Source organism: Arthrobacter dokdonellae, from assembly GCF_003268655.1.
GTDB classification, from domain to species: Bacteria; Actinomycetota; Actinomycetes; order Actinomycetales; family Micrococcaceae; genus Specibacter; species Specibacter dokdonellae.
Genome location: NZ_CP029642.1, coordinates 3192782 through 3217782, shown reverse-complemented (window position 1 = coordinate 3217782; position 25001 = coordinate 3192782). Strand labels below are relative to the sequence as shown.

Below are 25001 nucleotides of genomic sequence, written 5' to 3'. Positions count from 1 at the left end.
GGTCCGGCGCATGTCAGCACAGCAGGTTGCAGGTGTGCCCAACCGAGCGCGGGTTCTGCGCATGGGCGCTTATGTGCTCGACTTGATCCGGGGGTTGGCGCCCGTGTGAAGCCGCACCGCGTCACACGGCGCGGAAACGACGCGCCGAAGCCCTCGTAATGTCAGGGGACTGGCATTGACGGAACAGCCTGGGGGCGTTCATGGTTGGTAGGACCCCCGGGCCGTGCTGACCTGACTGCGTCGGGCCCGCGGCTGAAGGAAGACCGGTGAGCTTACCCATTCGGAGGCACCATGCAAGCAGGATTCGTGGCGGAAGTCCAGGGCCCGCCGTGCCAGGCAGCGCCGCGTCAGGGCCTTCCGTGCCAGGCCGTGCCGCGGGCGGTCCCTCACGCAAGGCCCCGCCCGTGAGCGCCAAGTCCAGGGCGGGAGCGCTGCTGACCTGGGTGAAGTCCTCGGTGGCCGGCCAGCGCGTGCTGCTCGCGGCCAAGACGGCCCTGGCTGTTGGGCTGTCCTGGTTTCTCGCCTCGCACATGCCGGGCGCCGCGGACAAATACGCCTACTACGCCCCGTTGGGCGCCCTGGTCAGCATGTATCCGACGTTCATGGGTTCGGTGCGTATTGGGCTGCAGACCCTCGTCGGGTTGTTGCTGGGCATCGTGCTGGCGGTGGGGGTGCTCGCGCTGGGCAGTCCCAGCCTCGTCTCCATATCGATCGCCGTGGGGCTGGGCGTGCTGCTGGGCGGGGTGCCCAAGCTCGGCGCGGGCCGCGAATATGTGCCCGTCGCGACGCTGCTGGTGCTGATCATCGGGGGCCGGAATGCTGACGCGTTCTCGTTCGGATATGCAGCGCAGATGGGCCTGGGAGTGCTGGTCGGTCTGCTGGTCAACGTGACCATCTTCCCGCCCCTGACGCTGGACGCCGCGCAGCTGCGCATTTCGCGTGGTCGCAACGTGCTCATCGGCCAGCTTGAGGATGCCGCCAGGGCCCTACGCGAGAAGTGGCCGCCTGAACATGAAGACTGGGCCGACCGCCAGCATGTCCTGTCCGAGACCGTCACAGACGTTCGTGCGGCCGTCCACGGGGCACATGAGAGCCACAAGGCCAACCCGCGCGCCTACCGCGGATCCCGCCACCGCCATGTTGCCGAGAGCTTCGATGACCTGGCCGTGCTGGAAAACGTCACCTTCCACGTGCGCGACCTCACCGAAGTGCTGGCCGGCGCCATCTGGGGCGGGCCCTTTGATGTCGACCTCAAACCCGAGCTGTGCGCCCCGATCAGCGACTGCCTCCAGGCGGTTGCCGACGTGCTGGCGGGGTGGGATCACGGGTCCATCCAGCCGGAAATGTTCGACGGCGCCCTCGAGTCACTCGATCGCCTCACCTCGGCGCTGGGCAAGCACAGCGGAGCCGACGCGTCCTCACTGAGCCCCGGCGCCGCCGTCGCACTTGATGTCCAGCGGATCCTGGTGTCCTTGCGCCGCCGCCTCTTCCCGGAAGCGGCGCGCACATGACTTGCGCGATCCGGGATGCTGGGCAAGGGTTGGACGTACAGGCAGTAATGACAGAAACGAGGTCACCATGAGTATTGGCGCAGGAGTCCTGTTGTTTGTGATCGGCGCGATTTTGCGTTTTGCACTCAATATTGAGGTCAGTTGGATCAACATCCCCTTGGTGGGCAACATCGTCATGGGGGCCGGCGTCGTCGTCTTCGTGCTGGGACTTATCTTTACGTTCCGGCGGCGCCGCACAACCACCGCACGGCGGCAGGTCGTCGACCGTGGGGCCGGCCAGGAAACCGTCCGGCGGACGGAGGCGACCGAAGACACCGGCCTGTGATGGCCGACTGCCGGGGACGTGCCACTGCGCCCCGGTGTGGCTGACGAGGCAGCGGATTTTCGAACCCGGGCCGTGCCCGGAACCGAATTGTTAGCGAGAGGCAGGAACATGCCAAGGGAAAAGAACCCGAGTCTGAAGGATCCCGAACTATACGAGGAATTGCGTGACGACGGTGCGTCCAAGGGAAAGGCGGCCAGAATCTCCAACGCCGCCGCCAAAAAGGGGCGTGCGGCCGTGGGGCGGAAGGGCGGCAAGGCCGGCTCCTACGACGACTGGACCGTTGAGGAACTGCGCGGCAAGGCCAAGGAACTAGGCCTGAAAGGGTACTCCAAACAGCGCAAGCAGGAACTGATAGAATCCCTGCGCAACTCGTAGCTGCGGACGGCATCGCGCGGCCGCGCCGTGGCGGTGACGGCTCTCGGCGCCGTGTTGCCGCGTCATGTTGCCACGCCGTGGCGGCGAGGTGCATTGAGCCCCTCGTGTTGCCGCGCCGTGGCGGCGAGGTGCATTGAGCCCCTCGTGTTGCCGCGCCGTGGCGGCGAGGTGCATTGAGCCTCTCGTGTTGCCGCGCCGTGGCGGCGAGGTGCATTGAGCCTCTCGTGTTGCCGCGCCGTGGACCCAGGTCCGGAACACACACATGCTGATGCAGGAGTTCGGCGTGCGGCTGACGGCGGGTTCCGCCGCGCGTTGCGGACGGCGTCGGCGAAGCGCGCCAACTTGGCTACTCTCCGTTCCTGCGGGGCTGTTTAGGCGCTGATGATCCGTCGGCGTGCCCGGGCGGCGATGCTCGGTGGTCAGTTTCGCGTCCAGGATGACGAAACGGCGAATTGATCCCGATAAATCAGCCTCATAAGTCCGCTTCGTCATCCCGGCGGAGTCACCCGCGCCGGCGCCGTGCCAGCAACTGGGGATCGTCCGGCCTGACTTCCTTGGCGGTGCGGTTTTTGGGCCGGTGCGGCATGGCCGGTTCGAACGCGAACCGCCGCGGGCCGCTCCACATGGACGGCGGGGCGTCGATGGCGTACGCAAGGGCGTAGGCCGCTTTCTCATAGTTGGCGCGCCAGCCCCTGAAGTGCGGCCAGGCCTGCTCGGCGGTCTCTTCCAGGGGGAAGTCGAAGCTGCGCAGCAGTTCCACCGCCGCCTGGAAGTCCGCGAATGTGAGACTCAGAGGGGCATCGGGATCCACGTCCTCGTCGACAGGGATGCGGACCGCCCGCGCCACCTGGTTCAGGCACGTGAACCCCATGCGGATCACCAGCCGCGCGCGGGTGTTCGGGGCGGTCCCAGGGCTCAGGGCAAGTTGCAGCGCGGCGGCGTCCATCACGCTGAGCAGGGAAATGAGCCAGTTCGACTGCGGCGCCGGCGACCGGAACCAGACCAGCGTGAGGTAGGTGCTGTGGGACTCGGCCACCTCGGCAGCCCACCGTTCCCACGTCTGGTACAGCTCGGCCAATTCGTTGGAGCTGTCCTGGGCGGCCCGGCCATACCGTGTGCGGACCAGCAGTTCGGGTCCCCAGGACGGTGATCCGGCCCTCGAAACCAAAAGGGTGACGTCCGCTTCGCGCCGGTTAAACGCCGAGTACAGCGTGGGCAGGTAGCTGATCTGCAGGGCAATGACGGTCAACCCCGTGTAGGCGGCCGCGTAGACCAGTACCGTGTTGCCGACGTTGTTCGGCGCCGCGTAGCCGAGCGTGAACATCGCGGAGCCGGCCTCGCTCGCGGCCCTCCAAATGTCACCGCCGACAAACGGCATGAGGAGGAGGCTGTACGACACATCGAACAGGACCATCCAAGCCAGGAGGCGGAGGAAGAGCGACATCGGAGCCTGCCAGGACAGGACCCGGTCACGCACTTCATAGGTCGATACTGGCCGCAAGAGGGTGAGAAAAGCCTTCATGGCGGCCAGACCGGTCGCTCGGGAGAGGACGCCGTGCAGGGGCCGGGGCACTATCAGCGTCCCGATCACGCTGACCCACGTCAGGAGCACACCGGCGGCGCCGGCGACAAAACACACCCACGCCAGGGCAGTCATGGTGGGCTTTCGCGTTGGTGTGGAGAATTCTGCCGGGCCATCGCTGTCCTCCTTGATGGAGTTGCCTTCTCTTGGCGGCTGCAGGAACAGAATCACGGTCTTGCAGACGCTAGTAAAACTGTAGCCACGGCGCGGGCGCCCGGGAACCCTGCCGGTGTCGGGACCCAAAGCGGCACCGGCGTCGTGCCCCACCCTGGGAACGGGCGGACCCGCCGTCAGGATGACGAAACGGAAATTTGATCACGATAAATCAGGCTCATAAATCCGCCTCGTCATACTCGGTGGGAATTGCGCGTGCCGAAGCGAAGACTGGAGGGCGGAGCAGCCGGGCTGCGGGGCTCAGCCGTCGAAGACGTGCCATAAGATGGCGCTGCGGCGTTGTTGGCCGTCCAGAACCAGTTCACGGACTCCGTCGGGGAGTTGCGACCGTTGCCACCGCCGTTCCCCGGACCGGGCCTCCGGAGCGTCTTCGGCCGGGACGCTGGCACCAGCAGCCCTGATGGCGTACGCCGCGGCGCCCAAGTAATGGGCGGCGACGTGGGCAACCGCAACGGCCTGGCCCGCGGACAGGTCTGCGAACTTTGCGGGATCGGGGATCCCGGGCGCTGCGGCGTTGGCCCGGAATGCTTCCTGGTGGGCGACGCCCATGCGCACCCCGCCTGGATCCAGGCCCGGCCAATCGCCATGGGGTCGCGCGGCCGGCTGTCGTCCGGCTGGTGGTCCTCGAACAAGGGCAGCACGTGCTCGGCGCAGTGAAGTGCCCATTCGGCCAGCAGCCGGTGGTGTCCGTCCGTCAGGGTGCCCCCTCGACGGATGGTGATCAGGCAGGGATCACGGTCTTTCGGCAGGATCGGCATATCTCCAGTCCTAGCATTCCTGCGGCTCAAGCGGATAGGCCCCGACCACGGCGTCCGCAAGCCTTGCCGGTCCATGGAGCGCCCGCGGAGTGCGCTCGCAGGCATCAAAATGATCCAATGACTCGTTGAGGCCAATCAGTGGCGGTCCGGTGGCTCCGGTGGCCGAGCCTGTCGGGGCCCCGGTGGTGCCGGGTGGGGTTCAGGCGGTGGCGCGGGCAGGTGGTGTCCCGGTGGCTCCGGTGGCCGAGCCTGTCGGGGCCCCGGTGGTGCCGGGTGGGGTTCAGGCGGTGGCGCGGGCAGGTGGTGTCCCGGTGGCGGGGGAGCGGGTACGTGTTGGTGGAGGCGAGGTGGTAGGGGCGGTCCGGCAGGCGGATGCTCCGGTCGCACCTGGTCCCTGCCTTCGTCCGCTGCACCAGCCGGCTGGGACTGGTCCGTGGCGAAGGCATCGACCGCCCGGGAGTCGTCCGCGAAGTCGGCATCCGCGGAATGCTTTCCTGCGCCGTCGCCGGTGGTCGTTGCCACCTGAACGGCATTGAGCCCGAAATAGCGGTAAAGCTCCTGTTCCTGAGCGTCGGTGATGGTACCGCGGTCGCTGTCGATGCGGGGACCGTCCTTCACAAAGTCCTTGGTGAAGGCCGCTGTGATGACGGAACCTTCCAAGGTGGCGCCGTCGACCGGGACGAAGGATTCGGACATGCCGAATAGGCCGGTTCGGACGGTCACGAAAACCGGCTCTCCTGATTCGCCGCCGGTAAAGATCTGCTCTACGGAGCCGATTTTCTCCCCGTTCGGAGCGACGACGATGCCGCCGGAGAGGACGATCGCGTCAATGTCCTGCAGGCTGAGCATTGGGCAGGTACTTTCCATGTGAGGGGTGGTTGCTTCTTTTCATCTTCGCCTGATTGTGCGGAAGTGGGAAGGCTCCCCCATTCGTGCATGGAGTCCAGTGCGCCTATACCTGAGCCAGCGCCAGCGCCGCTACGGCGGCGACCACGGTCAGGGGTGCCACGACCAGCCCGAAGAGCGCGTACCCCTTCCAGGTGATCAAGACATTCATGCGCATCAGTCGGTCGTGCCAAAGGAGGGTGGCCAGCGAAGCCCAGGGCGTGATGAGCGCGCCGGCGTTGACTCCGATGAGCAGGGCTGCCAGGCGCTGCGGTGTCCCTGCCACCGGCTCCGACAGTAGGTAGGCAGGCAGGTTGTTGAGCACGTTGGCGCCGACTGCCCCCGTCGCGGCCAGGCGCAGCAGGTCCACGGCTCCATGGCCCGCGCCGGTGAGCTGGCCCAGCAGCACCGGAGCGCCGAGGTGCCTGACCGTTTCCATCACCAGGAAAAGTCCTGAAGCGAACAGGAGCAGCGGCCAAGGTACCAGGGAGAACTTCAGGGACTGCCGCCGTCGTACGGCAAAGACGGCGGCCAGCACGACGGCGGCAGCCGTGGACGGAATCCAGACCGCTACTCCGGACACCAAGGCCGGAAGCAACATCACTAGCACGGCAGCGCAGGTGCCAAACAAAGTCCTGTCCGTGGCGGGAAGCCGGACCATTCCGACGTAGGCGGTCTCCGCCGACCGGATACGCGTCACAGGGATGCGGTCATAGCGCTTTCGGAGCGCTGAGCGGAACACAACGCCGATGAAGAGAAGCGGCACCGCGACTGCGGCCAGGGCTGGCGCCCACATGAGGGCGGCAAACCCGGCCGGGCTGGTGCCGGACATCTCGTGCTCGGCCAGCAGGTTGGTCAGGTTGGATATGGGGAGCAGCAGGCTGGCGGTGTTGGCCAGCCACACCGTGGTCAGGGCAAATGGCAGCGCCGGAAGGCCGGCCTGCCGGGCCACGGTGACAACCACGGGCGTCAGCAGCACTGCCGTCGTGTCGAGTGAGAAGAAGATGGTGCAGACGGTGGCAAATGCGGCGACAAGCAGCCACAACAGGACGGCGTGTCCGCGGCCCCAGCTCCTGAAGCGGCGGGCCACCCACCGGAAAATGCCGGCCTCGCTGGCCAGCTCCGTCACGACGGTCATCGAGACCACAAACAGCAGGATCGGCGCCACCCGCGCCACCAGTGCGGTGACGTCGGCCAAGGGAAGGAGGCCGGTCAGGACGGCGAAGGCGCCGGCCGCCAGCAGAACCGCTCCCGTGATCGACAACCGCATTCAAGGAGTCTATTCCCGGCAGGCTGGGGCCGTGGACCGGAGCGGCGTCATGGTCATGGATTGGGACGGCTGGGCCGTGGACCGGAGCGGCGTCATGGCCGTGAATCAGGGAACGGACCGTGGGCTCGGTTGCGGTGCCGACAGAGAAAGTCACAGCCCCTTCACCCGCAGCACCCGGTCCGCCCGGTGGGCCATGGATTTGATGAGTCTGGCATTGTCCTCGTCGGATCCCAAGGCCCAAGAGCGCGCGTCTTCAGCCGACTTTCCGTAATCCATGTGGCGGGCGATGAGCCAGTTGTGCCTGCATGCCCGGTCCGGGTCGAGGAACCAGGATTCCATGAGGCAGGCGCGGGCCGAGGGCCACGCGCCCGATTCTGCGAGCAGGTAGTTGCCCTCCGTCACCACCAGCGGAACCTCCGCTCGGACCGGAATGCTGCCGGCGATGGGTTCTTCGAGGTCGCGGTTGAAGCTGGGGGCGTAGATGACCTCGCCGGGTCTTTGCCCGCATATGCGCTGGAGCAAGGTGGCGTAACCGGCGTCGTCAAAGGTTTGGATGGCGCCCTTGACCTGTCGGAGGCCCATGGCCAGCAGGACCGAATTTGCCAAGTGGAAGCCGTCCATCGGCACCAGGACGGCGTTCTCCGGACCAAGAGCGTCAACAATTCGGCTCCCCACGGTGGATTTTCCGGCACCGGGCGCGCCAGTGATGCCCAGGACCGCGCGGTGTCTTCCGGCGGTCAGGGCTGCGGCGCTGCTGATCAGGTCACCGAGGTGCACAGCGGTCGTCATGGTCGTTCCGTCCTCAGGTAGTCAAGGGGCCGTTCGCCGGCAACGGAACCCAGCCGTTCCAGTATCCACGGTGTAGGCACGCGGGCTGGCCGGGGTCGTAAGGTCCGCTGCTTCTTGCCGTGCTGGTCGCGGCCTCTTTGCGCTGGTCGTCCTAGTCTGCTGCTTCTAGTCGCGGCACCTGGGTCCCGGTGCCCGGGGCGCAGGCAGGGTTTGAACGGTGGTGGTCAGCTTCCGGTGGTGGGGAGGCCGTGGTGGTAGGGGTTGCGGAGTTTGGTTCGTGTGGGGTCGATCTTGTAGCTGGGGGTGAACCAGGGTGTGCCGTTGATGAGTTCGACGCTCCAGGAGCCGTCGTGGACCGCGTGGTGGTGCACGGTACAGAGCAAGGCGGCATTGGAGATGTTGGTCTCGCCGCCGTCGGCCCAGGGCACGATGTGGTGGGCGTCGGTGGTCATGGCTGTTCTTCGGCAGTGGGGGAAGGTGCAGCCCTTGTCGCGGGCGATGAGGATTTTGCGTTGTGCGGCGGTGAAGAGGCGTTGGGTGCGGCCGACGTTGAGGATGTCCTGGCCGTTGCCCAGGATCATGGTGGTCACGTCGGCGTCGCAGAGTTCTGTGGTGAAGAGGGCCAGGGGCTGGGGTCCGCTGTAGGGCAGGAAGGCGATGCCGCCGGGTTGTCCGCACCGGGTGCGGCGTTGGAGGTCGGTTTCGGTGGTGGAGATGAACAGTTGGGGTTTCAGGCCGCCGTTCATGGGCAGCCTGCCGGTGCGGGCGGCGAGCTTGATGCCGTCGATGGTGCCGTCGAGGAGTTTTTGGGCGCGGGTGCGCCTATCTGCCACGACGGGATTGGTGCAGGCGGGGTCGATCGGGTCCAGTTCGGGAAGTTCCTCATCGGAGCCGGGCTCGGGCACCTGGATGCCGTTGACCAGGTGTGGCCACGGCGCCGCGGTTTCATTGTCCGCGTTGGTTGCACCGCCGTCCGCGTTGGTTGCACCGCCGTCCGCGTTGGTTGCACCGCCGTCCGCGTTGGTTGCACTGCCGTCCGCGTTGGTTGCACTGCCGGTTGCACTGCCGGGTTCCTGGGCCCAGTCCGGGGCCGGGCCCTGGCCTGCCGGTGGCCACGGGGAGGCTGCGCCGCCCGGGTTTTCCCCGCCTTCGCCGCCGCATCCGTCCTGGGTGTCCTGGTCGTCCTGGTTGTCCTGGTTGTCTTGGGTGTCTTGGGTGTCCTGGACTTCAGGCTTTTCGCTGGGGGTGAGGAGGCCGTCCAGGAGCATTTGCCCGGGCATCACGTCATCCCCAGCCCGGGTGGATTCGAAGGTGCCGCCGTTGCCGGATGCGGGGTCCGCGCCGGGGTCGGTGTGTTGGCGGGGGTTGGCGGCGGATCCGATGCCTGCCATCCAGGTCTCGTATTGGGGCACGGTGGCCCAGCCTTCAAAGTGGACCAGGCCGCGGCGTGGCTGGCGGAAGGTGATGCCCTGTTTGGCCAGCAGTTCTCCCTCGGTGGGTTGCTGGCCGTCGGGATCGAGCACGTTCACCACCCGGAGTCCGACCCGGGCGAGGGAGTCGGGGTCCATGGCGCGGGCGTAGCCGGTCAGGGTTTCCTCGACCTCGCTGGCGGTCTGGGCGGGGATCCGGCCGCCGTCGGCGAGGTGGCGGGCTTCCTCGGTGTAGCGCGAAACGGTCAGTGCCCGCTCAAGGGAGAGTTCGCCGGCGAAGAAGGGTGCCGCTGCCACTGGTTGCGCGGCGGGGGTGGTGGCCAGGGTCAGTTCGTCGGTGGCGGGCAGGAACTTCCCGGCCAGGCGCAGCCGCCGCCCCGCTTCGCTGCGGCCCAGCTTCAGGCTGGTGCCGAAAAGGTCCGTGGGGAGCTTGACCCCGTCAAAGCGTCCCGCGCGCACCCGCCCGGCCAGGTCCCCGGCGGCCTGGACCTGCAAAGCGGCCAGGAAGGCGCCCAGGTGCTCCAGTTCCTGCGCCCAGGACACGGCCTGGGCGTCGCTGAGGGACCCCATGTCCATGCCCAGCGGGGCCGTGAGGCGCCGACCGTCAACCGGCGCGCACGCCCCGGGCGCCGCTGCGCCGGACCCGGGCCCGGAGGCCGGCCCGGCGGCCGGCCCGGCAGCGGGCGCGGCCACGTGCCCGGACCCGGACGCAGCGAAGGTGCCCGGGCCGGCTCCCGCAACGCCCGGGCCGGGGGTGGCCGGGTCGGCTCCCGCAACGCCCGGGCCGAAGGTGCCCGGGTCGGCTCCCGCAACGCCCGGGCCGCCGATGGCGGCCGTGGAAGCCGCCGCCGCGGAGCGGGTCAAGGCCTCGGCAAGGGCGATCAGCCGGCGGACATGCCCGCCGGCGTCCCTGCCGTCCTGTGTGGAACCGGGATTGCCCGGCCTCCCCGCCATTGCTTCCATACCCACAACACTAACGGGTGCCACTGACAAAAGTAATGATCATTAGAACATGTGTGCTATTTGGAGTGCAGCCCTGCCTGTGGAGGAAGCAACGCCACTGTCCCGGAGACGGCGGGAACATGCCGGATCACCGCAACCAGCCGGCTCAACCACGGCATGCGACCAGCCCACCCAACGGTTTCGAGGCTCATCATCTGAGGTCCGACGGCCCCGGCCACCGGTCTGCCAGCGCCCATGCGATCTGGACGAGTCTGCCGACGCGAGCGCCGGCGCGGTGGTCACGCTGGTATGGTCGAGTGGAGAAGCAGAAGGGCTCGACCATGGCTGAGAACACTGAGGCTCCGCAGGGCCTGCTCATGCACGCTTTTGGAAAGAGTGGCGAGGAGGTGGCGGGCGTGTTCCGCAGCGCCCTGAATGCCGCCGCCGGCCTGCCCGGCGCCGCGATTGAAATGGTCGTCCAGGGCCCGGCCGTCGCCGGACTGACGGCCGACGGCGGATTGGCCGCCCCCGTTGCCGCCGTCCTGGAACGCGGCGTGGCAGTCCTCGCCTGTGAAAACAGCATGAGGGCCGCGGCCGTGGGCAGCGGCAGTCTGCTGCCGGGAGTCACGCCGGTCCCGTCCGCCGTCGTCCATCTCGCCCGGCGGCAGTGGGATCGCTGGGCCTACGTCCGCCTGTAGCTGCCGCGGTTTCGTCAGGTTCAACCAGCCGACCGCCGCGTCGGGCCCGGAGGACCGCCCAGCCATCCTGCACCGGGCCTGGGTGCCCGAGCCTGCCGCGTTCGGCACGGCCCGGTGGCCTGGATCTGCCTGCCGAGAATGTCGATGGACCACGTGTTGGGGACGTTGCCGCCGGGACCGTGGACGATGGGGCCCGGCGGTCCGTTCACCCTGTCCGGCCCAAACATCCCCCCATCGCGGCGAACGACGGAAGACCAACGTACGGGCCACGTTCCCGGCGCCGAAGATCCCCTTGCCCAGGTAGAGACGGTCCCGCCGGCCCAGACACCGAGGAGGTGCGACGTCGGCCGGCTGGCTCCCAGGGGCCACTCGCCCCGGCCGCGGCGGCCAGTCCCGCCGCCTTGTGATCCTTCCCAAGGAAATACCAGAGCCATTCGGGTGTGGCTTACCATTGGCTACCTGAGGCCCGTGCGGCCAGGCGCGACATACGGAACTGATGTGAGGGAGAACTGATTGGCTGACGCAGACGACGCAAAACAGGGCAGGTATGATGCTCCCAAGGCGATGGTCGAGCGCAGCCGGTTCGGCGTGGAGGAGCGACGCAGGCCGCAGGAGACGGAAGAAAACCGTCCGCCCATTTCCAGCAGCGAGCTGAGCAGGGGTCCGGCCGAGCTCGCCGGTGCCGCCGAACTAGTCGAGGACCGCAAGCCGCGCGTCAACTGGCGCGTCTTCATCATCTCCGCCGCCATCATCCTTGCCTTTTCCGTCTGGGCCATGGTCATGCCCGCGCACGCCAAGGACACCATGCACTCGGTGGTCACCTGGATTGCCACGAACCTGGGCTGGTACTACGTCCTCACCATCACCCTCGTGGTCCTGTTCGTGCTCTGGGTCGCCTTCTCCAAGGAGGGCAGCGTCCGACTGGGCCCGGACCACTCACGTCCGCAGTACAACCTCTTCACGTGGGTGGCGATGCTCTTCGCCGCCGGCGTGGGCATCGACATGCTCTTTTACTCCGTTACGGGGCCCGTCACGCAGTACATGTCGCCGCCGTCGGGCACCGGCCAGACCGCCGCCTCGGCGCAGGACGCGGTCATCTGGACCATGTTCCACTACGGCATTGCCGGCTGGTCGATCTACGCACTGCTTGGCATGGCCATGGGGTACTTCGCCTTCCGCTGGGGCATGCCCCTGTCCATCCGCGCGGCACTCTACCCGCTGCTGGGCAAGCGGGTGCGCGGGGCCGCCGGGGACGTCATCGACATCTTCGCCCTGGTGGGTACCGTGTTCGGCGTGGCCACGTCGATGGGGATCGGGGTGGTCCTGCTCAACGTGGGCTTCGCCTGGCTGTTCGGCCTGCAGGAGGGGCTGGCGCTGCAGATCGCCCTGGTGGTGGTGGCCGTGATCATGACCGTGGCCGCGTGCACGTCCGGGGTGGACAAGGGCATCCGTGTGATTTCCGAGCTGAACCTGTGGGCGGCCGGGGCCATGATGCTGTACATCCTGGTCACCGGCAAGACCTCCTTCCTGCTCAACGCCATGGTGGAAAACATCGGCCGCTTCATTTTCACCCTTCCGGAGCGGACCCTGCAGACCTTCGCCTACGAATCCGGCGGGGCCGATTGGATGGCCGGCTGGACCTTGTTCTTCTGGGCCTTTTGGCTCGCCTGGGGGCCGTTCGTGGGTCTTTTCCTGGCGCGCATCTCCCGCGGCCGCACGCTGCGGGAGTTCGTCATCGCCGCCATCACGGCCCCGGTGCTCTGCGACTTTTTCATTGTCTCGATCTTCGGCAACAGTGCTCTCAGCGAGGTCCTGGGCGGCAACAAGGCCTTCGCCGAGGAGGCCATCAAGAGCCCCGAGCACGGCTGGTATTCGTTGCTGGAAATGTTCCCTGGCGCGCCGTTCCTGATCGGCCTGGCCACGCTGTCCGGACTGCTGTTCTACCTGACCAGCGCCAACTCCGGTGCCATGGTGATGAGCAACTTTTCCTCGTCCATCCCGGATCCTTCCGTCGACGGGGCGAAGTGGCTGCGCATCTTCTGGGCGCTGCTCACGGCCATCCTCACAGTGGCCATGCTGGTGGCCGGTGGCGTGGCAACCATGGAGTATGCCACGCTGATCTTCGCCCTGCCGGTGACCGTCATCGCCTACCTGGTCATGGCCTCCTTCTCCAAGGTGCTGCGCATGGAGCGCGCCGAGCGGGAGGGCCAGGTGATGCGCCGTCGTTCGGTGGCGGCCCATGGAGGGCAGGCGCCGGAGAAAACATGGCGCCAGCGGCTGGCGCGACTGCGCTCCTACCCGTCCAACAAGGCGGTTGCGCAGTTCGTGGACCGCGTTGTGCAGCCGGCGTTGGCGGACGTGGCCAACGAGTTCAAGCAGTTGGGTTACCACGCCGAGCTCGCCGCCACGCCCAACGCGGAGACCGGGATTGACGAGTACACGCTGGTGGTGAACATGGAGGACCACCGCAACTTCCACTACCAGGTGGCCGCCGTGGAGGCGCCGGTGCCGATGTTCGGAGGGCGCAGCATGTCCCGCCAGATCGACGTGTACTATCGGCTGGAAGTCTTCACCCAGACCGGCACCGAGGGCTACGACCTCATGGGCCTGACCGACCAGCAGGTCATCAACGACGTCCTGGACCGCTACGAGGCACACTTGTCCTTCCTGCAGTACTCCAGCGACCACGACTACGCCTCGCTGCTCACACCCCCTCCGCCTCCCACGGAGTCCATCCCCAAGGTGCCAGGCGCGCACCTGAAGGACGACGACGGCGGGCCGGGGGAGGCATAAGCCTCCGGCGGCCCGCCGTCAGCGGCGTCCTAGCTGGCTGCGCGGCGGTACGCTGCCGGGTTCCGGGCTGCGCCCTTCGCCGCGTCCATTCCGGCGGTGATGGGGGAGGGCTTGAATCCCTTGAAGGCCAGCCAGATCCCCAACGAAAGCTCCCATGCCGCCACGGGCAGTGCGGAGAGTCCCGACCAGGCCGAAACCTGCTCGTTGAGGCCGAGGATTGTGGCGAACGTAGAGACGATCAGCAGCGGCGCCCCGATGAATCCCATGATGGGAAGCGCCCGGGGCACCAGGCGGGACTTGTACATCAGGGTGCCGAGCATGAGGGCGTTCGCGGCCGGCATGAGGTTTTGGGCCATGAAGAACCAGTTGTGCAGGGATGCGAGCGCCAGGCCGGTGGGCACCGAACCTGCCCCGAGGCCGGCCTGGCGCAGGGTCACCAGGGCGAGCAGGCACACGACGCCGGCAAACATGGCCGCCGCCTCAAAGACGCGCGCTGCGACAACGCCCAGTGCGAGTCCCTCATTCTGCCGCCTGACCACGGGGAAAAGCGCCACCGCGGTGCCGATGCCGGCCAGGGCAACGATGATCTCCAGGATGCCGCCAATGATGATGGGCGTGTCCGGGCCGGCCCCAGTGATGAAGTTCGGGTCCGACACCGGGCCGTACAGGGCCAGGGTCGGGATGGAAACGAAGGTGAGCAGATATAGCGCGCCGGCGACCAGTGAAATTTTCCTCGTCGGGCTCATGGGGGCGCGTCGTGTCGCGGGGGTGCGGTCGGTGATGGTCATGATGGTTGTCTCCTGGATGGATTGGGGCACTTGGTTGTGTCGCCGGTCAGGGTGTGGCGGCCGATGGCTGTGGGTGGTCGGGGTCGACCGGGATGAGCGAGACGAGCGGCAGGCCGGCGTCGCGCACTTTTTGGAGCAGGCCGTGAAGGGCGGCCTGGTCGGCGACGGGTCCGCGGATCGCCGTGGTCCCGTCGCTGTTGTTGCTCAGGGCCATGCCGTCAAACCAGGCCGACCAGCGCGGATCGAGATGGCCCTCAAAGCGGATCTCGTACCATCCGCCACCGTGGCGGCCGCTGTTTGGCAGGTGGCCCATGGTGCTCCCTTCGCTGTGGCGGCTGGTTGGATCGGTGCCAGGGTGGCTGTTCCTCGATGTGATCCAAAGGTAGAAGCACGAATGGTGAGCGGGCATCACCATGTGTGGTGATTAATGTGGTGACTTGGCCGCGGCCCTGGCCACTGTTGCGGGGCGCCCACCGTTCTCAGGTACGACGGCGGCCTGCCGGACTTTGCCCTACCCGTTGCGGGGCAGCAGGCCAAGCTCGTTGGCCCGCCGGAGCGCTGACCGCCGGCTGTTGACGCCGAGCTTGGCGTAGATGTGGCTGGTGTGGGTGCGCACCGTGTTCAGCGACACCATGAGCTCGCGGGCAATGTCGGGTCCGTCCAGCTCCGTTGCCAGCAGCCGGAGCACGTCCAGCTCCCTGTCACTCAACGGCTCGATCAAGCCCGTTTGCACAGGGGTCTCCTCGGCACCCGCGGCTGCACGGAGCCGGCGGGCGTAGGCCGGAGAAGTTCCCTGCTTGGCTGCCGTCGCGAGCAGGGATGCCATGGGGGCGCCCTCGTTTGCGAAGAGCCGGACATACCCCTCCGGTTCGGCCAGTGCCAGTGCCCGCTGCAGGCAATCCAGCGCCGCCGGAAGGTCGCCGTTGGCCCGCTGCGCCAACGCCTGCAGCACCAGGATTTCCAGGATGCTCCCCGCTCTCCGCCCGTCCTCCGCCGCTTGCAGGAGACGTGCCAGAAGCCTGTCCGATTCCGCCAGTGCGGCGGCACTCCCTTCCGTGGCATGGCGGGCCAGGAGGAGCCTGGCCAGGGTGATGTGCTCGAACTCGCGCAGGTAGCTGGGCTCGTCCCCGGCGGTTATGCCGTGTTCGCGTGCCCAGCCAAACGCCTCGTTGAGCAGGCCCTGGGCGGCCAGGACCCGCGCCCTCAGGGCGGGAATGGGGCGCACCGGCGGGAAGAAGTCGCTGACGTAGACACGGCCCGCTTCATCGAGCAGCTCAAGGGCGCCCCCCAGGTCACCCTCGGCAACCCGGATCCCGGCCATGGCGACCCGCCAGCGGTACGGGTTCTGTGGCAGTCCCCTGTGGTCGCCCAGCTCCCGGCTCCGCTGCAATTCCGCCATGGCTGCGGGCAGGTCGTTGCGCTCAAGGAGGAATGAGCTCATGGCGACGTGCAGGTCCGCCGTTCCCCTGAGGACTTCCCCCTCCGGCCCCGACGCGTCCGCCAAGGCCTGCCGGCAGGTGCGCATGCCTTCGCTGGGGCGGCCCTGTGCCAGCCGGAGGTCGGCCAGGGCGACCGTGCAGCCGAAAGTGTCGGCAATGTGTCCGGCCCGCTTCAGTCCCTCCACACAGATCTCGTAGCCACGGATGCCGGAGGCCAGGTCCCCGCTGGTCCAGGCCGCAAGCCCCAACAATCCGGACGCGGCGGCCCGGCCGAGGTGGTCGTCCAGGGGCGATGCGTCGAGGGCCCGGCTTGCCTGCCACGCCGCGCCTGCCGGGTCGCCCCTCGTCAGGGCCAGCGCGGCGCGGTAAAGGCCAATGGCTGCCGGGAGCCGGTGAAATTCCTCCTCGTCCACCACCACCATTTCCGGGACCGGTGCGAGGGTTTCCGACCGGCCGCCCGCCCCGGGCTTCAGCCACCGCTCGGCGTCCCGCAGCCGGCCTTCGACGCCGGCCGTCTCACCCACGGCGAGCAGCGCCCCGGCAAAGTCGACGCTGAGCACGGGGCGGGTGCGGAACAAGTCCTCCGGGAGCAGCCTGAACCAGCTGACCAGTGCTCCCTCGCTTCGGCTCCGGCGCATGGCCGGGACAGCGCGTTCCACCAGCTCGGCCGCCCGCGCGAAGTCCTTCGCAGCCAGGGCATGGTGGATGGCAGCGCGGGGCCACCCATGCTGTTCCAACCATGCGCTGGCCCTGCGGTGCAGTTCGGGAACGCGGTCCGGCTGTTCGCCGGTCAGGCGGGCCAGCAAAACGTCGGCAAAGAGCTGGTGGTAGCGGTACCAGCTCCGGCGGCCATCCAGGGGTGTCACGAACACGTTCCCCCGCTCCAACCCTTCAAGCGTGGCCTGACCCCCGGTCCGGCCGGTAACGGCGTCGCACAGCGGGCCGCCCAGCCGCTCCAGGATGGAGGTGTCCAGCAAAAAGCCCCGGACGTCCGCCGGCAGCCCGCCCAGCACCTCCTCGGCCAGATAGTCCACAACAAACCGGTCGTCGCCGGTGAATTCCGCAATGAACGCGGCCGCGTCGTTCCGCCCCTGGAGGGTAAGGGCTGCCAGCTGCAGGGCGGCGATCCAGCCCTCGGTCCGCCCGTCCAGGGCCTCAACGCAGTCGGCATCGAGTGCCAGCCCCATCACGCCATTGAGATACTCAGCCGTTTCCCCCTCAGTGAAACGGAGGTCTGCTGCCCGGAGCTCCACCAGGTCGCCGCGCCCGCGCAGGCGTGCAAGCGGCAGGGCCGGGTCTGCGCGGCAGGCGATCATCAGGTGCAGCTGCGGCGGCAGGTTTTGGACGAAGAAGTCCATGCCTTCCTGCACCGCGCGTGAGTGGATGACGTGGTAGTCGTCGAGTATCAGCACCATGTCGCCATCAGTGGACGTCGCGTCGTTGAGCAGCATGGAAAGGACCGACTCGATGGGCGGGGCCGGGGCCTGCAGCAGCGTGATCGCAGTTGCCCCAATTCCCGGTGCCGCCCTCCCCAGTGCGGAGATGACGTAGGTCCAGAACAGGACAGGATCGTTGTCGCGCGGGTCAAGCGAAAGCCACGCGGCGGGCCGTGCACGGTCAGCACGGCCCGCAAGCCACTCCGTGAGCACGGTCGTCTTGCCAAATCCGGCTGGTGCCGAAATGAGGGTCAGGGTCGTTTCAACGGCACGGTCCAGGCGCTCGCCGAGCCTTGGCCGCGCCACCACGGAGCGCCGTCGCAGGGGGACGATCAGCTTGGTCTCAAGCAGCGGGGCTGCCACGGCCCAAGTCCTTGGGTATCCACCGGGCGAGGGCTTCGAGGATGACGTCAAGCCCGATCTCGAATTCATCGCCGAAGTCGTAGCCGGGTTGGAGCACGTGTTCGGCGGCAATTTCAACGAGGTGCGGGTAGTCGCCTGTTGAGAACAGGGCCACGATGGGTTCGGTGACGTCCGACGCCGTGTCCGCACCGTTGAACGGAAGCGACGCCTCCTGCAGCGCGAATCCGTAAATGTAACTGTCGAGCAACGCGTAGGCGTGGGCCGTCAGCGCCACGGAAAATCCGGCATTCCGGAGCACGCCGAGGGTCGCGTCGTGATGGCGCAGCGTCGCCGGCCCGGGCGATGTGCGGGACTCCAGCAGCCCAATGGCCCAGGGGTGGCGGCGCAACGCCTGGCGGACCGAGCCGGCACGCTGCCGCATTGCGGTCTGCCAGTCGACCTCGGTCGAGGGCGTGTCGATCTCGCCAAAGACCATGTCGACAATGGCGTCGAGGATCTCGCCCTTGTTGGCAACGTAGTAGTACAGCGACATGGGCTTCACACCCACGGCCTGGGCAAGTGATCGCATGGTCAGCGCGGCGATTCCGGACTTGTCGGCGACCTCGACAGCGCAGTGGAGCACCCGTTCGCGGCTCAAGGGAGCGCGCTCTGGGGAAAATTCAGCCATCTTTTCTGCCGTCATGGCCCCACACTATCGCATTTTCGTACGCTGTACGATATGCTCTCTTACTAAGTAAGGCTGGGGGCTTGCGAAAACCACCAACTATGGAAGGGGATCGTCATGGCAGGCAAGGCAGGAAGGAACCGGGTTCGGAATGGACAAGCGGCGTGGAATGGAAATGGCGCCGGCCCGGGGGAGGGAGAGGGGCTGATGCTGGCGGTGGTGCGGGACCGCTACGGCGACGCGGACGTCCTGCGCACGACGCACATCAGCCGGCCTCGGATCAAGGACGACGAAGTGCTTGTGCGGGTCCACGCCGCGGGCCTTGACCGGGGCACCTGGCACATGATGACGGGGCGGCCGTATGTGATGCGCCTTTTCACGGGGCTGCGCAGGCCGCGAAACGCAGTGGCCGGCCTGGACCTCGCCGGGACGGTCGCCGCCGTGGGAGCGGCCGTGACCCGGTATTCGGTAGGGGACGAGGTGTTCGGGTTTGGCAAGGGCTCTTTCGCCGACTACGCCAGAGCGCGGGAGGACAAGCTGGCCCTCAAACCGGCAGGTCTGTCCTTTGCGGAAGCGGCGGTCGTTCCGGTCTCGGCGGTCACTGCCCTTCAGGCGCTTCGCGACGCCGGACGCGTCCGGGCCGGGCAGAAGGTCCTGGTCACCGGCGCCTCGGGCGGCGTGGGCAGCTACGCCGTCCAGCTGGCCAAGGCGTTCGGCGCCACCGTCACCGGCACCTGCAGCACGTCAAAAATGGATCTGGTGCGTTCCCTTGGCGCCGACCATGCCATTGACTACACCCTGGAAGACTTTGCCGACGGCAGCCGGCATTACGACCTCATTCTTGACTTCGCCGGCAACCCTTCCCTGTCCCGGCTCCGCAGGGCGCTCACACCGCGGGGAACCGCCGTCGTCGGCGGCGGGGAGCACGGCGGCAAGCTGACCGGCATGGGCCGGCAGCTGCGCGGGCTGGCCCTCTCGCCGTTCATGTCCCAGCGGCTGACCATGGTCGCCGCCAAGCAGCGGGCCGCGGACCTTGAGCAGCTCACGGAACTCATCCGTGCCGGAGCGGTGAAGCCATGCCTGGAGCGGTCCTTCGCGCTGGACCAGGCACAGGAGGCCATGCGCCACCTTGCGGCCGGGCACGCGCGCGGAAAGGTCGCCATCACCATCCTGCCGCCCCAATAGGCCGCCGCCAGGCGCGTCAACAGCCGGGCAACGGCAGCACAACGGCAGTCCTGGCACCGGTTCGTGCCCGCACACCCATCACCCAACACCCCATGAAAGAAGCAAGCCATGTCAACATCAGTTCCGTTTGAAACCCCCTCAAAGCCCGGCCCTCCGGCGGGCCGCATGCCGGGGATGCACATGTTCGCACTCGTTGCCGGCATCCTCCTGGGGACAGCCTCGCTGGGGGCGCTGGGCACGTCCCTTCCCCTTCCCGGGACGCTGGTCGGAATGGCCCTCGGCGCAACCTTGATCCTGCTTGGAGCCGCCGGGCTCGGCCGGGGCATCAGCCCGGGCGCGCCGACGGAGGCAGGAAGGACCGGAAGCGGGGTGTCCATGCCCGCACAACTGACCGGGCAGCTCGACCCGGGGCTGTCCCGGTGGAAGTGGCTGGTCAAGTGGTTCCTGGCGATTCCGCACTATGCCGTTCTGGCCTTTCTCTGGGTTGCCTTCCCGGTGGTGACCGTTGCCGCGGGCGTGGCCATCCTGTTTACCGGGCGCTATCCGGCACCCTTGTTTCAGTTCGCGGTCGGCGTGTTGCGCTGGAACTGGCGCGTCTCCTTTTACGCCTATGGCGTGCTGGGAACGGACGAATACCCGCCATTCACGCTGGCCCGCACGCCCTACCCGGCGGACTTCGACGTCGCCTATCCGGCGAGCCTGTCCCATTGGAAGGTCCTGGTGAAGTCGTGGCTCTTCGCCCTGCCGCAACTGCTGGTCGTCTCGCTGCTGACAGGCGGTGCATGGGCGTCCTCGTCGGCCTCGGGCATCTCGTTGGTGGGCGTTCTGGTCCTGATTGCCGCCGTCATCCTGCTCGTCACGGGCGTATACCGCGTGGGCGTGTTCAACCTGCTCATGGGCATCAACCGGTGGGCGCTGCGCACCATGGCCTATGTGGCGCTGATGACAGACAAGTACCCGCCGTTCCGCCTGGACCAGGGGCCGTTCGATCCTCCGGTCCGCGTGGTGAAGCCCGCATCCGCCTGAGCCGGGCGGAACTGTCAGCAACGGAATCCATGGAGCAAAAGCAAGGGGAGCAATGACATGAAGCAACTGCAGAAAGGGCCCATGGCCGGGCGGACCGTGCTGGTCACCGGGGCGAGCGGGGGGATCGGCCGGGCAACCGCCGTCGGACTGGCCGGGATGGGTGCGCACGTGGCCATTGTGGGGCGGGATCCCGGACGGGTTGAGGGGGCAGCCCGGGAGATTCGCGCCGCGGGCGGCGGGGAGGTGGATGCGTTCGTTGCGGACATGTCCTCGCAGACGGAGGTGCGGCGCCTGGCGGGGGAAGTGCTGGCAGCGCTGCCGCGGATCGAGGTCCTCATCAACAATGCAGGCGGCTGCTGGGACACCCGGCATGTGAGCGCCGACGGACTCGAACGCACTTTTGCGCTCAACCACTTGGCGCCGTTCCTGCTGACGAACCTGCTGATGGAACGGATGCTGGAAGCAGACAAAGCGCGGGTGGTGACGGTGGCGTCGAACGCGCAGGCGCTGGGACGGATTGACTTCGGCGACCTGCAGGGCGAACACGCCTATTCGGGGGCGCGGGCCTACAACCAGTCCAAACTGGCCAATGTGATGTTCAGCCACGAACTGGCCAGAAGGCTCGCCGGCAGCCGCGTCACGGCCAACGTCCTCCACCCTGGCGTGGTGAACACGCGGTTCGGGGCCGAGGATCCCGGCACCATCCAACGTGTGCTGGTTCCCTTCCTGCGGCCCCTGATGAAGTCCCCGGCGCGGGGTGCGGCGACGTCGGTTCTGCTGGCGTCCGCGCCCGAACTGGAGGGGGTGACGGGCTGCTACTTTGCCAACGGAAAGGCCCGCAAGTCCTCCACCCGGTCCTATGACGAGGCTGCGGCGGCGCGGCTTTGGCGAGTCAGCGCGGACCTGGTGGGCCTGGGTGCGCCTGCTTGGGACGCAAAGCCGGGATGACGGTGCGGCGCCGCCGTCGAACCGCCAGGCGCCGGGCCGAGGGCCATGGCGGGGGCGCACCGGTGATCGCACCCGGGTTGGTGTCGCCGGATTTAAAGCTTGCCGCACCGGACTCTTTCATTAACTCGAACACCGTTGTATGATTTATCCATGCCCGCAAGGGGCAAATCGGACGGCATTTCAGCGCGGAGACATCGCACCGCACGCCTAATATCCCCCCACTTCCTGGAGTTCTGTCATGCCATCCCGCTTCCACCGCACCCCTTCGGCCCCCGAACAGCCTCCCCACGCGCGTCCGCGACGCCGAGCCCTGAAGGCGGCAGGGGCACTCGCGCTGTCCCTCGCCGCACTGCTGCTCGCATCCACCGCTGCAAACCTCATTTTGGAAGGGGCCGAGAAGGCACACGCCGCACCCTACGGGGAGAGGGTCCAGATCAAGGAAGGCACCATCAACGTCTCCCGGAGCGGCCACACCGGTCCGACGATAGTGCTCCTCAGCGGGCTGGGGACACCGGCCCCGGCGCTGGACTTCGCCCCGCTGATCCGGGAACTGGGCGGCTTCCAAACAGTGGTTGTCGAAGGGTTCGGCTATGGCTACAGCGGCACGGAGGCCAGGCCGAGGACCGTGGAAAACATCACCGAAGAACTCCACGAAGTGATCTCAAAACTCGCCATCAAAACGCCTTACACCTTGGCCGGCCACTCGATCGGGGGCTTCTACACCCTGTACTACGCCAACAAGTATCCCCGGGAGGTGTCCAGCGTCATCGGCATCGACCCCACCGTTCCGGCCAGCAAAACCACCACAGGCAAAACCCCCGCCGCAACCGTGGCCCCGGCCCGGAACGACTTTTGGGCACATATCCCATCGACCACGGGCCTGGTCCGCTGGGCCACTGCCCTGGGCTATGGAGAGCCCGGGGGCGAGGGCTTTACCAAAACTGAACGTGAACAAATGCGCCGGCTGACCAGTTGGACCTTTGGGAACCAGGCCGTCACCGACGAAACCCTCCGGGTGGGGGAGAATGCCGCGAAACTCCGGGATCTTCGGTATCCCGACAGCCTTCCCGTGCTCGACTTCCTGTCACAGGACAGCATGGACCAAAATTCGGACTGGCTCGGCGCGCACCAACGCCAGCTGGCCACCGTCAAGCACCATGAACTGGTTGTCCTCAAGGGCGGGCATTACCTGCACTGGACGCAGTCCAACGTTATGGCCCACAAGATCCGCGCCTTCCTGGGCCACGGCGGCACAAAGTAGCTCCGTAGGCATGCGCCCCATGGCGGTGGTACAACTTGCAGGACCGTCTGAGAGGAGTTGGAGTCCATGACCGATGAACCGACCGGCCAGAACCGCCGGGCCGACGCCCAACGCAATCGCGCAGCAATTATCGACGCAGCAGTGGCCTGCCTTGCCGCCAATGCGAGGGCCAGCATGACGGAAATCGCGCAGGCGGCGGGGGTGGGCCGGGTGACCCTGTACGGCCACTTCGCTTCGCGCAGGGAACTGCTCGACGCGGCCGCGGCCCAAACGATGCGCCGTGTTGAGGAGGAACTTGGGCCGCTGAACCTCGACGGCGACCCCTCCGAAGCGCTCGACCTGCTCGTTCGCTCCTCATGGCGGATCGTGGACAATTTCCACGGGCTGCTGGCGGCGACCGACGATGAACTGGGATCCGACCGAATTCGCGAGCACCATGACGCCACCCTGCTGCGTGTCAGGGCGTTGATCGAACGGGGCCAGAAGGCCGGCATCTTTCGAACCGACCTCACCTCGCAATGGCTCGCCGGGTGCTTCTTCTCCCTGCTCCACGGCGCGGCGGCAGAAATCCGGGCAGGTCGGCTAACCGAGTCCGACGCGGCCAAGGCTCTTCCCGCAACGATCAAGTCCCTCACCGCCCGAACTCCCGCGTAGTCGCGGCGAAACGCCTTGGTGCCGCCGAGGCGGACACCTCGGCCGCCGACGTGAAGCCAAGCCGCAATTCTCCGGCGTCAGGATCCTGCGTTGAAAGCCTTGACGGCGTCCCTGACGTCTTCGTCGACCAGATCGGAGTTGATGGCGATGGCGGCGGCGGATCCTTCTCCGGCCGCAGAGATGACTTGGGCGCGGGGGTTGCCCACGTTGCCGGCCACCCACACGCCGGAAACGGTCGTCTGCCCGGTGCTGTCCATCACGGGCCACCCGGCATCGTCGACGTTGCAACCGAGGGCTGCAAGAAGCCCGCTGTTCGGGACAAATCGCGGCGGCACGAACAGCACGTCGCGGCCGATGGTCCGGCCGTCCGCCATCTCAACGCCGCACAGCTGGTCATCCAGGACCAGGACTCGAGAGACGGTTCCCTCCACCACCTCGATCGCCCGGGCGGCCAGTTCCGCGCGCTGGGCCGCCGTCAAGGTTCCGGTAGACGTAAGGTAGACGACGTCGGGGGCCCACTGGCGGATGAGCTGGGCGTACTGTACCGAGTCCGGCCCGCTGCCCAGCACGCCAAGCGGCAGCTCGCGCACCTCGTAGCCGTGGCAGTAGGGGCAGTGCAGAACGTCACGTGCCCACCTCTCGCCGAGCCCCGGAATGTTCGGCAATTCATCGCGCAGGCCGGTGGCCACGAGCAGCCGCCGCGCAAGAATTTCCTGGCCGTTGGATGTTTGAACCCGGAACCCTTGGGTTCTGTCCCCTCCAATTTCGGAGGCTGTCCCATCGAGAAAGCGCCCGCCGTAGGCCTTGACGTCCTCTCGACCGGAGGCCAGGAGGTCCCCGGGCGGCAGCCCGTCCCGCGATAGGAAACCATGCATGTGTTTGGCGGGACCATTTCGCGGCATCCCGGAGTCCACCACCAGGACCCTGCGCCGGGCCCGTGACAACACCAGCGCCGCCGACAGTCCGGCCGCCCCTCCGCCGATCACCACGACGTCATACTTGTCCATGTCCTTGAGACTCTCCTGAATTCCCGGCCTTGGGCCGTGCAGTGGTCAGGTGCGCCCCTGGGCGGCCGCCGTCAGCCCTGCTTGACCAGGGCGGCGTCGAGCTCGATCTTGACCTTGTCGCTGACCAGCAGGCCGCCCGCCGCGAGCGCGGCGTTCCAGGTCAGGCCGAATTCCTTGCGGCTGATCACGGTTTCGGCGGTGAACCCGGCGCGCGTGGCGCCGAAAGGGTCCACGGCCACGCCGGTGAATTCCACTTCCAGTTCCACGGGCTTGGTGATGTCGCGGATGGTGAGATCGCCGGTCAGCGTGTACTCCTCGCCGGAGCCTTCGATGCTGGTGGCACGGAACTTCATCTCGGGATACTTTTCGGTGTCGAAAAAGTCGGCGCCGCGGACATGCTCGTCCCGGCTGGCGTCGCCGGAGTCAAAGCTGGCGGTCTTCACCACGGCGTGCAGGGTGGAATTGGCCAGCGAGTCGCCCACCCGGGCCTCGGCTGTGGCTTCGGTGAAGCGGCCACGGACCTTGCTGATGCCTGCATGGCGGACCGTGAAGCCGATCTCGCTATGGGCGAGGTCGAGCGTCCAGGTGCCTTCGGTGAGTTCTGTGGGCAGGGTCATGGGTGTTCTCCTTTGGTGCGGATGGACAAATGCCGGCGCGGTCGGCAAGGGCCAAGACAAGCAAAACACACCGTTCCGCGC

At 67.3% G+C, this 25001-nt stretch carries 21 protein-coding genes and 1 pseudogene; 10 read left to right on the top strand and 12 right to left on the bottom strand.

Features of this window, described 5'->3' with window-relative positions; all coding sequences use genetic code 11:
- The first annotated feature begins 404 nt into the window (after window positions 1-404).
- From DMB86_RS14315 to DMB86_RS14305, 3 genes are all read left to right on the top strand, one after another.
- Window positions 405-1511 (top strand): aromatic acid exporter family protein, encoded by a 1107-nt coding sequence (locus tag DMB86_RS14315; protein ID WP_171814506.1) that lies wholly within the window; start codon window positions 405-407, stop codon window positions 1509-1511.
- 67 nt (window positions 1512-1578) lie between these two features.
- The gene (locus DMB86_RS14310) at window positions 1579-1836 is read left to right on the top strand and encodes a DUF6458 family protein (RefSeq protein ID WP_113718401.1); all 258 of its coding nucleotides are present in this window, start codon (window positions 1579-1581) and stop codon (window positions 1834-1836) included.
- Between the two features lie 108 nt (window positions 1837-1944).
- Complete coding sequence (locus DMB86_RS14305; protein WP_113718400.1) at window positions 1945-2211, top strand: DUF7218 family protein; 267 nt, start codon at window positions 1945-1947, stop codon at window positions 2209-2211.
- Window positions 2212-2713: 502 nt separating this feature from the next.
- On the opposite strand, the gene DMB86_RS14300 is transcribed toward DMB86_RS14305, so the two are convergent.
- From DMB86_RS14300 to DMB86_RS14275, 6 genes and pseudogenes are all read right to left on the bottom strand, one after another.
- Window positions 2714-3868, bottom strand: coding sequence for a hypothetical protein (locus DMB86_RS14300; protein WP_193926257.1), 1155 nt, complete (start codon window positions 3866-3868; stop codon window positions 2714-2716).
- Between the two features lie 339 nt (window positions 3869-4207).
- Window positions 4208-4725, bottom strand: a pseudogene (locus tag DMB86_RS14295) (putative immunity protein).
- A 135-nt stretch (window positions 4726-4860) separates the two neighbouring features.
- The gene (locus DMB86_RS14290) at window positions 4861-5574 is read right to left on the bottom strand and encodes a hypothetical protein (RefSeq protein ID WP_113718399.1); all 714 of its coding nucleotides are present in this window, start codon (window positions 5572-5574) and stop codon (window positions 4861-4863) included.
- A 103-nt stretch (window positions 5575-5677) separates the two neighbouring features.
- On the bottom strand, window positions 5678-6880 hold the full coding sequence (locus DMB86_RS14285) for an SLC13 family permease (RefSeq protein ID WP_113718398.1): 1203 nt from the start codon (window positions 6878-6880) through the stop codon (window positions 5678-5680).
- Window positions 6881-7030: 150 nt separating this feature from the next.
- Window positions 7031-7669, bottom strand: a complete 639-nt coding sequence (locus DMB86_RS14280; RefSeq protein WP_113718397.1) for a nucleoside/nucleotide kinase family protein — start codon at window positions 7667-7669, stop codon at window positions 7031-7033.
- A 224-nt stretch (window positions 7670-7893) separates the two neighbouring features.
- Window positions 7894-10062, bottom strand: a complete 2169-nt coding sequence (locus tag DMB86_RS14275) for an HNH endonuclease signature motif containing protein (protein WP_171814505.1) — start codon at window positions 10060-10062, stop codon at window positions 7894-7896.
- A gap of 320 nt (window positions 10063-10382) precedes the next feature.
- On the opposite strand from DMB86_RS14275, the gene DMB86_RS14270 reads away from it, so the two are divergent.
- Entirely contained in the window at window positions 10383-10739 is a 357-nt protein-coding gene (locus tag DMB86_RS14270) for a DsrE family protein (RefSeq protein WP_129545549.1), read from the top strand.
- A 564-nt stretch (window positions 10740-11303) separates the two neighbouring features.
- Entirely contained in the window at window positions 11304-13532 is a 2229-nt protein-coding gene (gene betT, locus DMB86_RS14265; RefSeq protein ID WP_113718394.1) for a choline BCCT transporter BetT, read from the top strand.
- A 29-nt stretch (window positions 13533-13561) separates the two neighbouring features.
- Here the strand turns inward: betT and DMB86_RS14260 are convergent, their stop codons facing one another.
- The 4 genes from DMB86_RS14260 to DMB86_RS14245 form a co-directional block, all read right to left on the bottom strand.
- Complete coding sequence (locus tag DMB86_RS14260; protein WP_227878396.1) at window positions 13562-14320, bottom strand: DUF4386 domain-containing protein; 759 nt, start codon at window positions 14318-14320, stop codon at window positions 13562-13564.
- Between the two features lie 46 nt (window positions 14321-14366).
- The gene (locus tag DMB86_RS14255; RefSeq protein ID WP_113718393.1) at window positions 14367-14633 is read right to left on the bottom strand and encodes a hypothetical protein; all 267 of its coding nucleotides are present in this window, start codon (window positions 14631-14633) and stop codon (window positions 14367-14369) included.
- Between the two features lie 198 nt (window positions 14634-14831).
- Entirely contained in the window at window positions 14832-17558 is a 2727-nt protein-coding gene (locus DMB86_RS14250; RefSeq protein WP_227878395.1) for a winged helix-turn-helix domain-containing protein, read from the bottom strand.
- Window positions 17539-18225, bottom strand: coding sequence for a TetR/AcrR family transcriptional regulator (locus tag DMB86_RS14245; protein WP_227878394.1), 687 nt, complete (start codon window positions 18223-18225; stop codon window positions 17539-17541). Before DMB86_RS14245 ends, DMB86_RS14250 begins: the two co-directional genes overlap by 20 nt.
- Before the next feature lie 114 nt (window positions 18226-18339).
- Between DMB86_RS14245 and DMB86_RS14240 the strand changes: the two genes are divergently transcribed.
- The 5 genes from DMB86_RS14240 to DMB86_RS14220 all read left to right on the top strand — a co-directional run bounded on the left by DMB86_RS14240 (window position 18340) and on the right by DMB86_RS14220 (window position 23296).
- On the top strand, window positions 18340-19407 hold the full coding sequence (locus DMB86_RS14240; RefSeq protein WP_335645008.1) for an NAD(P)-dependent alcohol dehydrogenase: 1068 nt from the start codon (window positions 18340-18342) through the stop codon (window positions 19405-19407).
- Between the two features lie 108 nt (window positions 19408-19515).
- A complete protein-coding gene (locus DMB86_RS14235) occupies window positions 19516-20433 on the top strand; it encodes a DUF4389 domain-containing protein (RefSeq protein ID WP_113718389.1) in 918 nt (305 codons plus the stop codon).
- Between the two features lie 57 nt (window positions 20434-20490).
- The gene (locus DMB86_RS14230) at window positions 20491-21381 is read left to right on the top strand and encodes an SDR family oxidoreductase (RefSeq protein ID WP_227878393.1); all 891 of its coding nucleotides are present in this window, start codon (window positions 20491-20493) and stop codon (window positions 21379-21381) included.
- A 238-nt stretch (window positions 21382-21619) separates the two neighbouring features.
- Window positions 21620-22642, top strand: coding sequence for an alpha/beta fold hydrolase (locus DMB86_RS14225; protein ID WP_113718388.1), 1023 nt, complete (start codon window positions 21620-21622; stop codon window positions 22640-22642).
- Window positions 22643-22708: 66 nt separating this feature from the next.
- Window positions 22709-23296: a TetR/AcrR family transcriptional regulator gene (locus DMB86_RS14220; RefSeq protein ID WP_113718387.1), complete on the top strand. Its 588-nt coding sequence runs from the start codon at window positions 22709-22711 to the stop codon at window positions 23294-23296.
- Between the two features lie 77 nt (window positions 23297-23373).
- Here DMB86_RS14220 and DMB86_RS14215 read toward each other — a convergent pair whose 3' ends face one another.
- Together DMB86_RS14215 and DMB86_RS14210 are read right to left on the bottom strand one after the other, a co-directional pair.
- Window positions 23374-24303 carry an NAD(P)/FAD-dependent oxidoreductase gene (locus tag DMB86_RS14215; protein ID WP_113718386.1) on the bottom strand — a complete coding sequence of 310 codons (930 nt, stop codon included), beginning with the start codon at window positions 24301-24303 and terminating at the stop codon, window positions 23374-23376.
- A gap of 71 nt (window positions 24304-24374) precedes the next feature.
- Window positions 24375-24920 (bottom strand): YceI family protein, encoded by a 546-nt coding sequence (locus DMB86_RS14210; protein WP_113718385.1) that lies wholly within the window; start codon window positions 24918-24920, stop codon window positions 24375-24377.
- Window positions 24921-25001 lie beyond the last annotated feature (81 nt).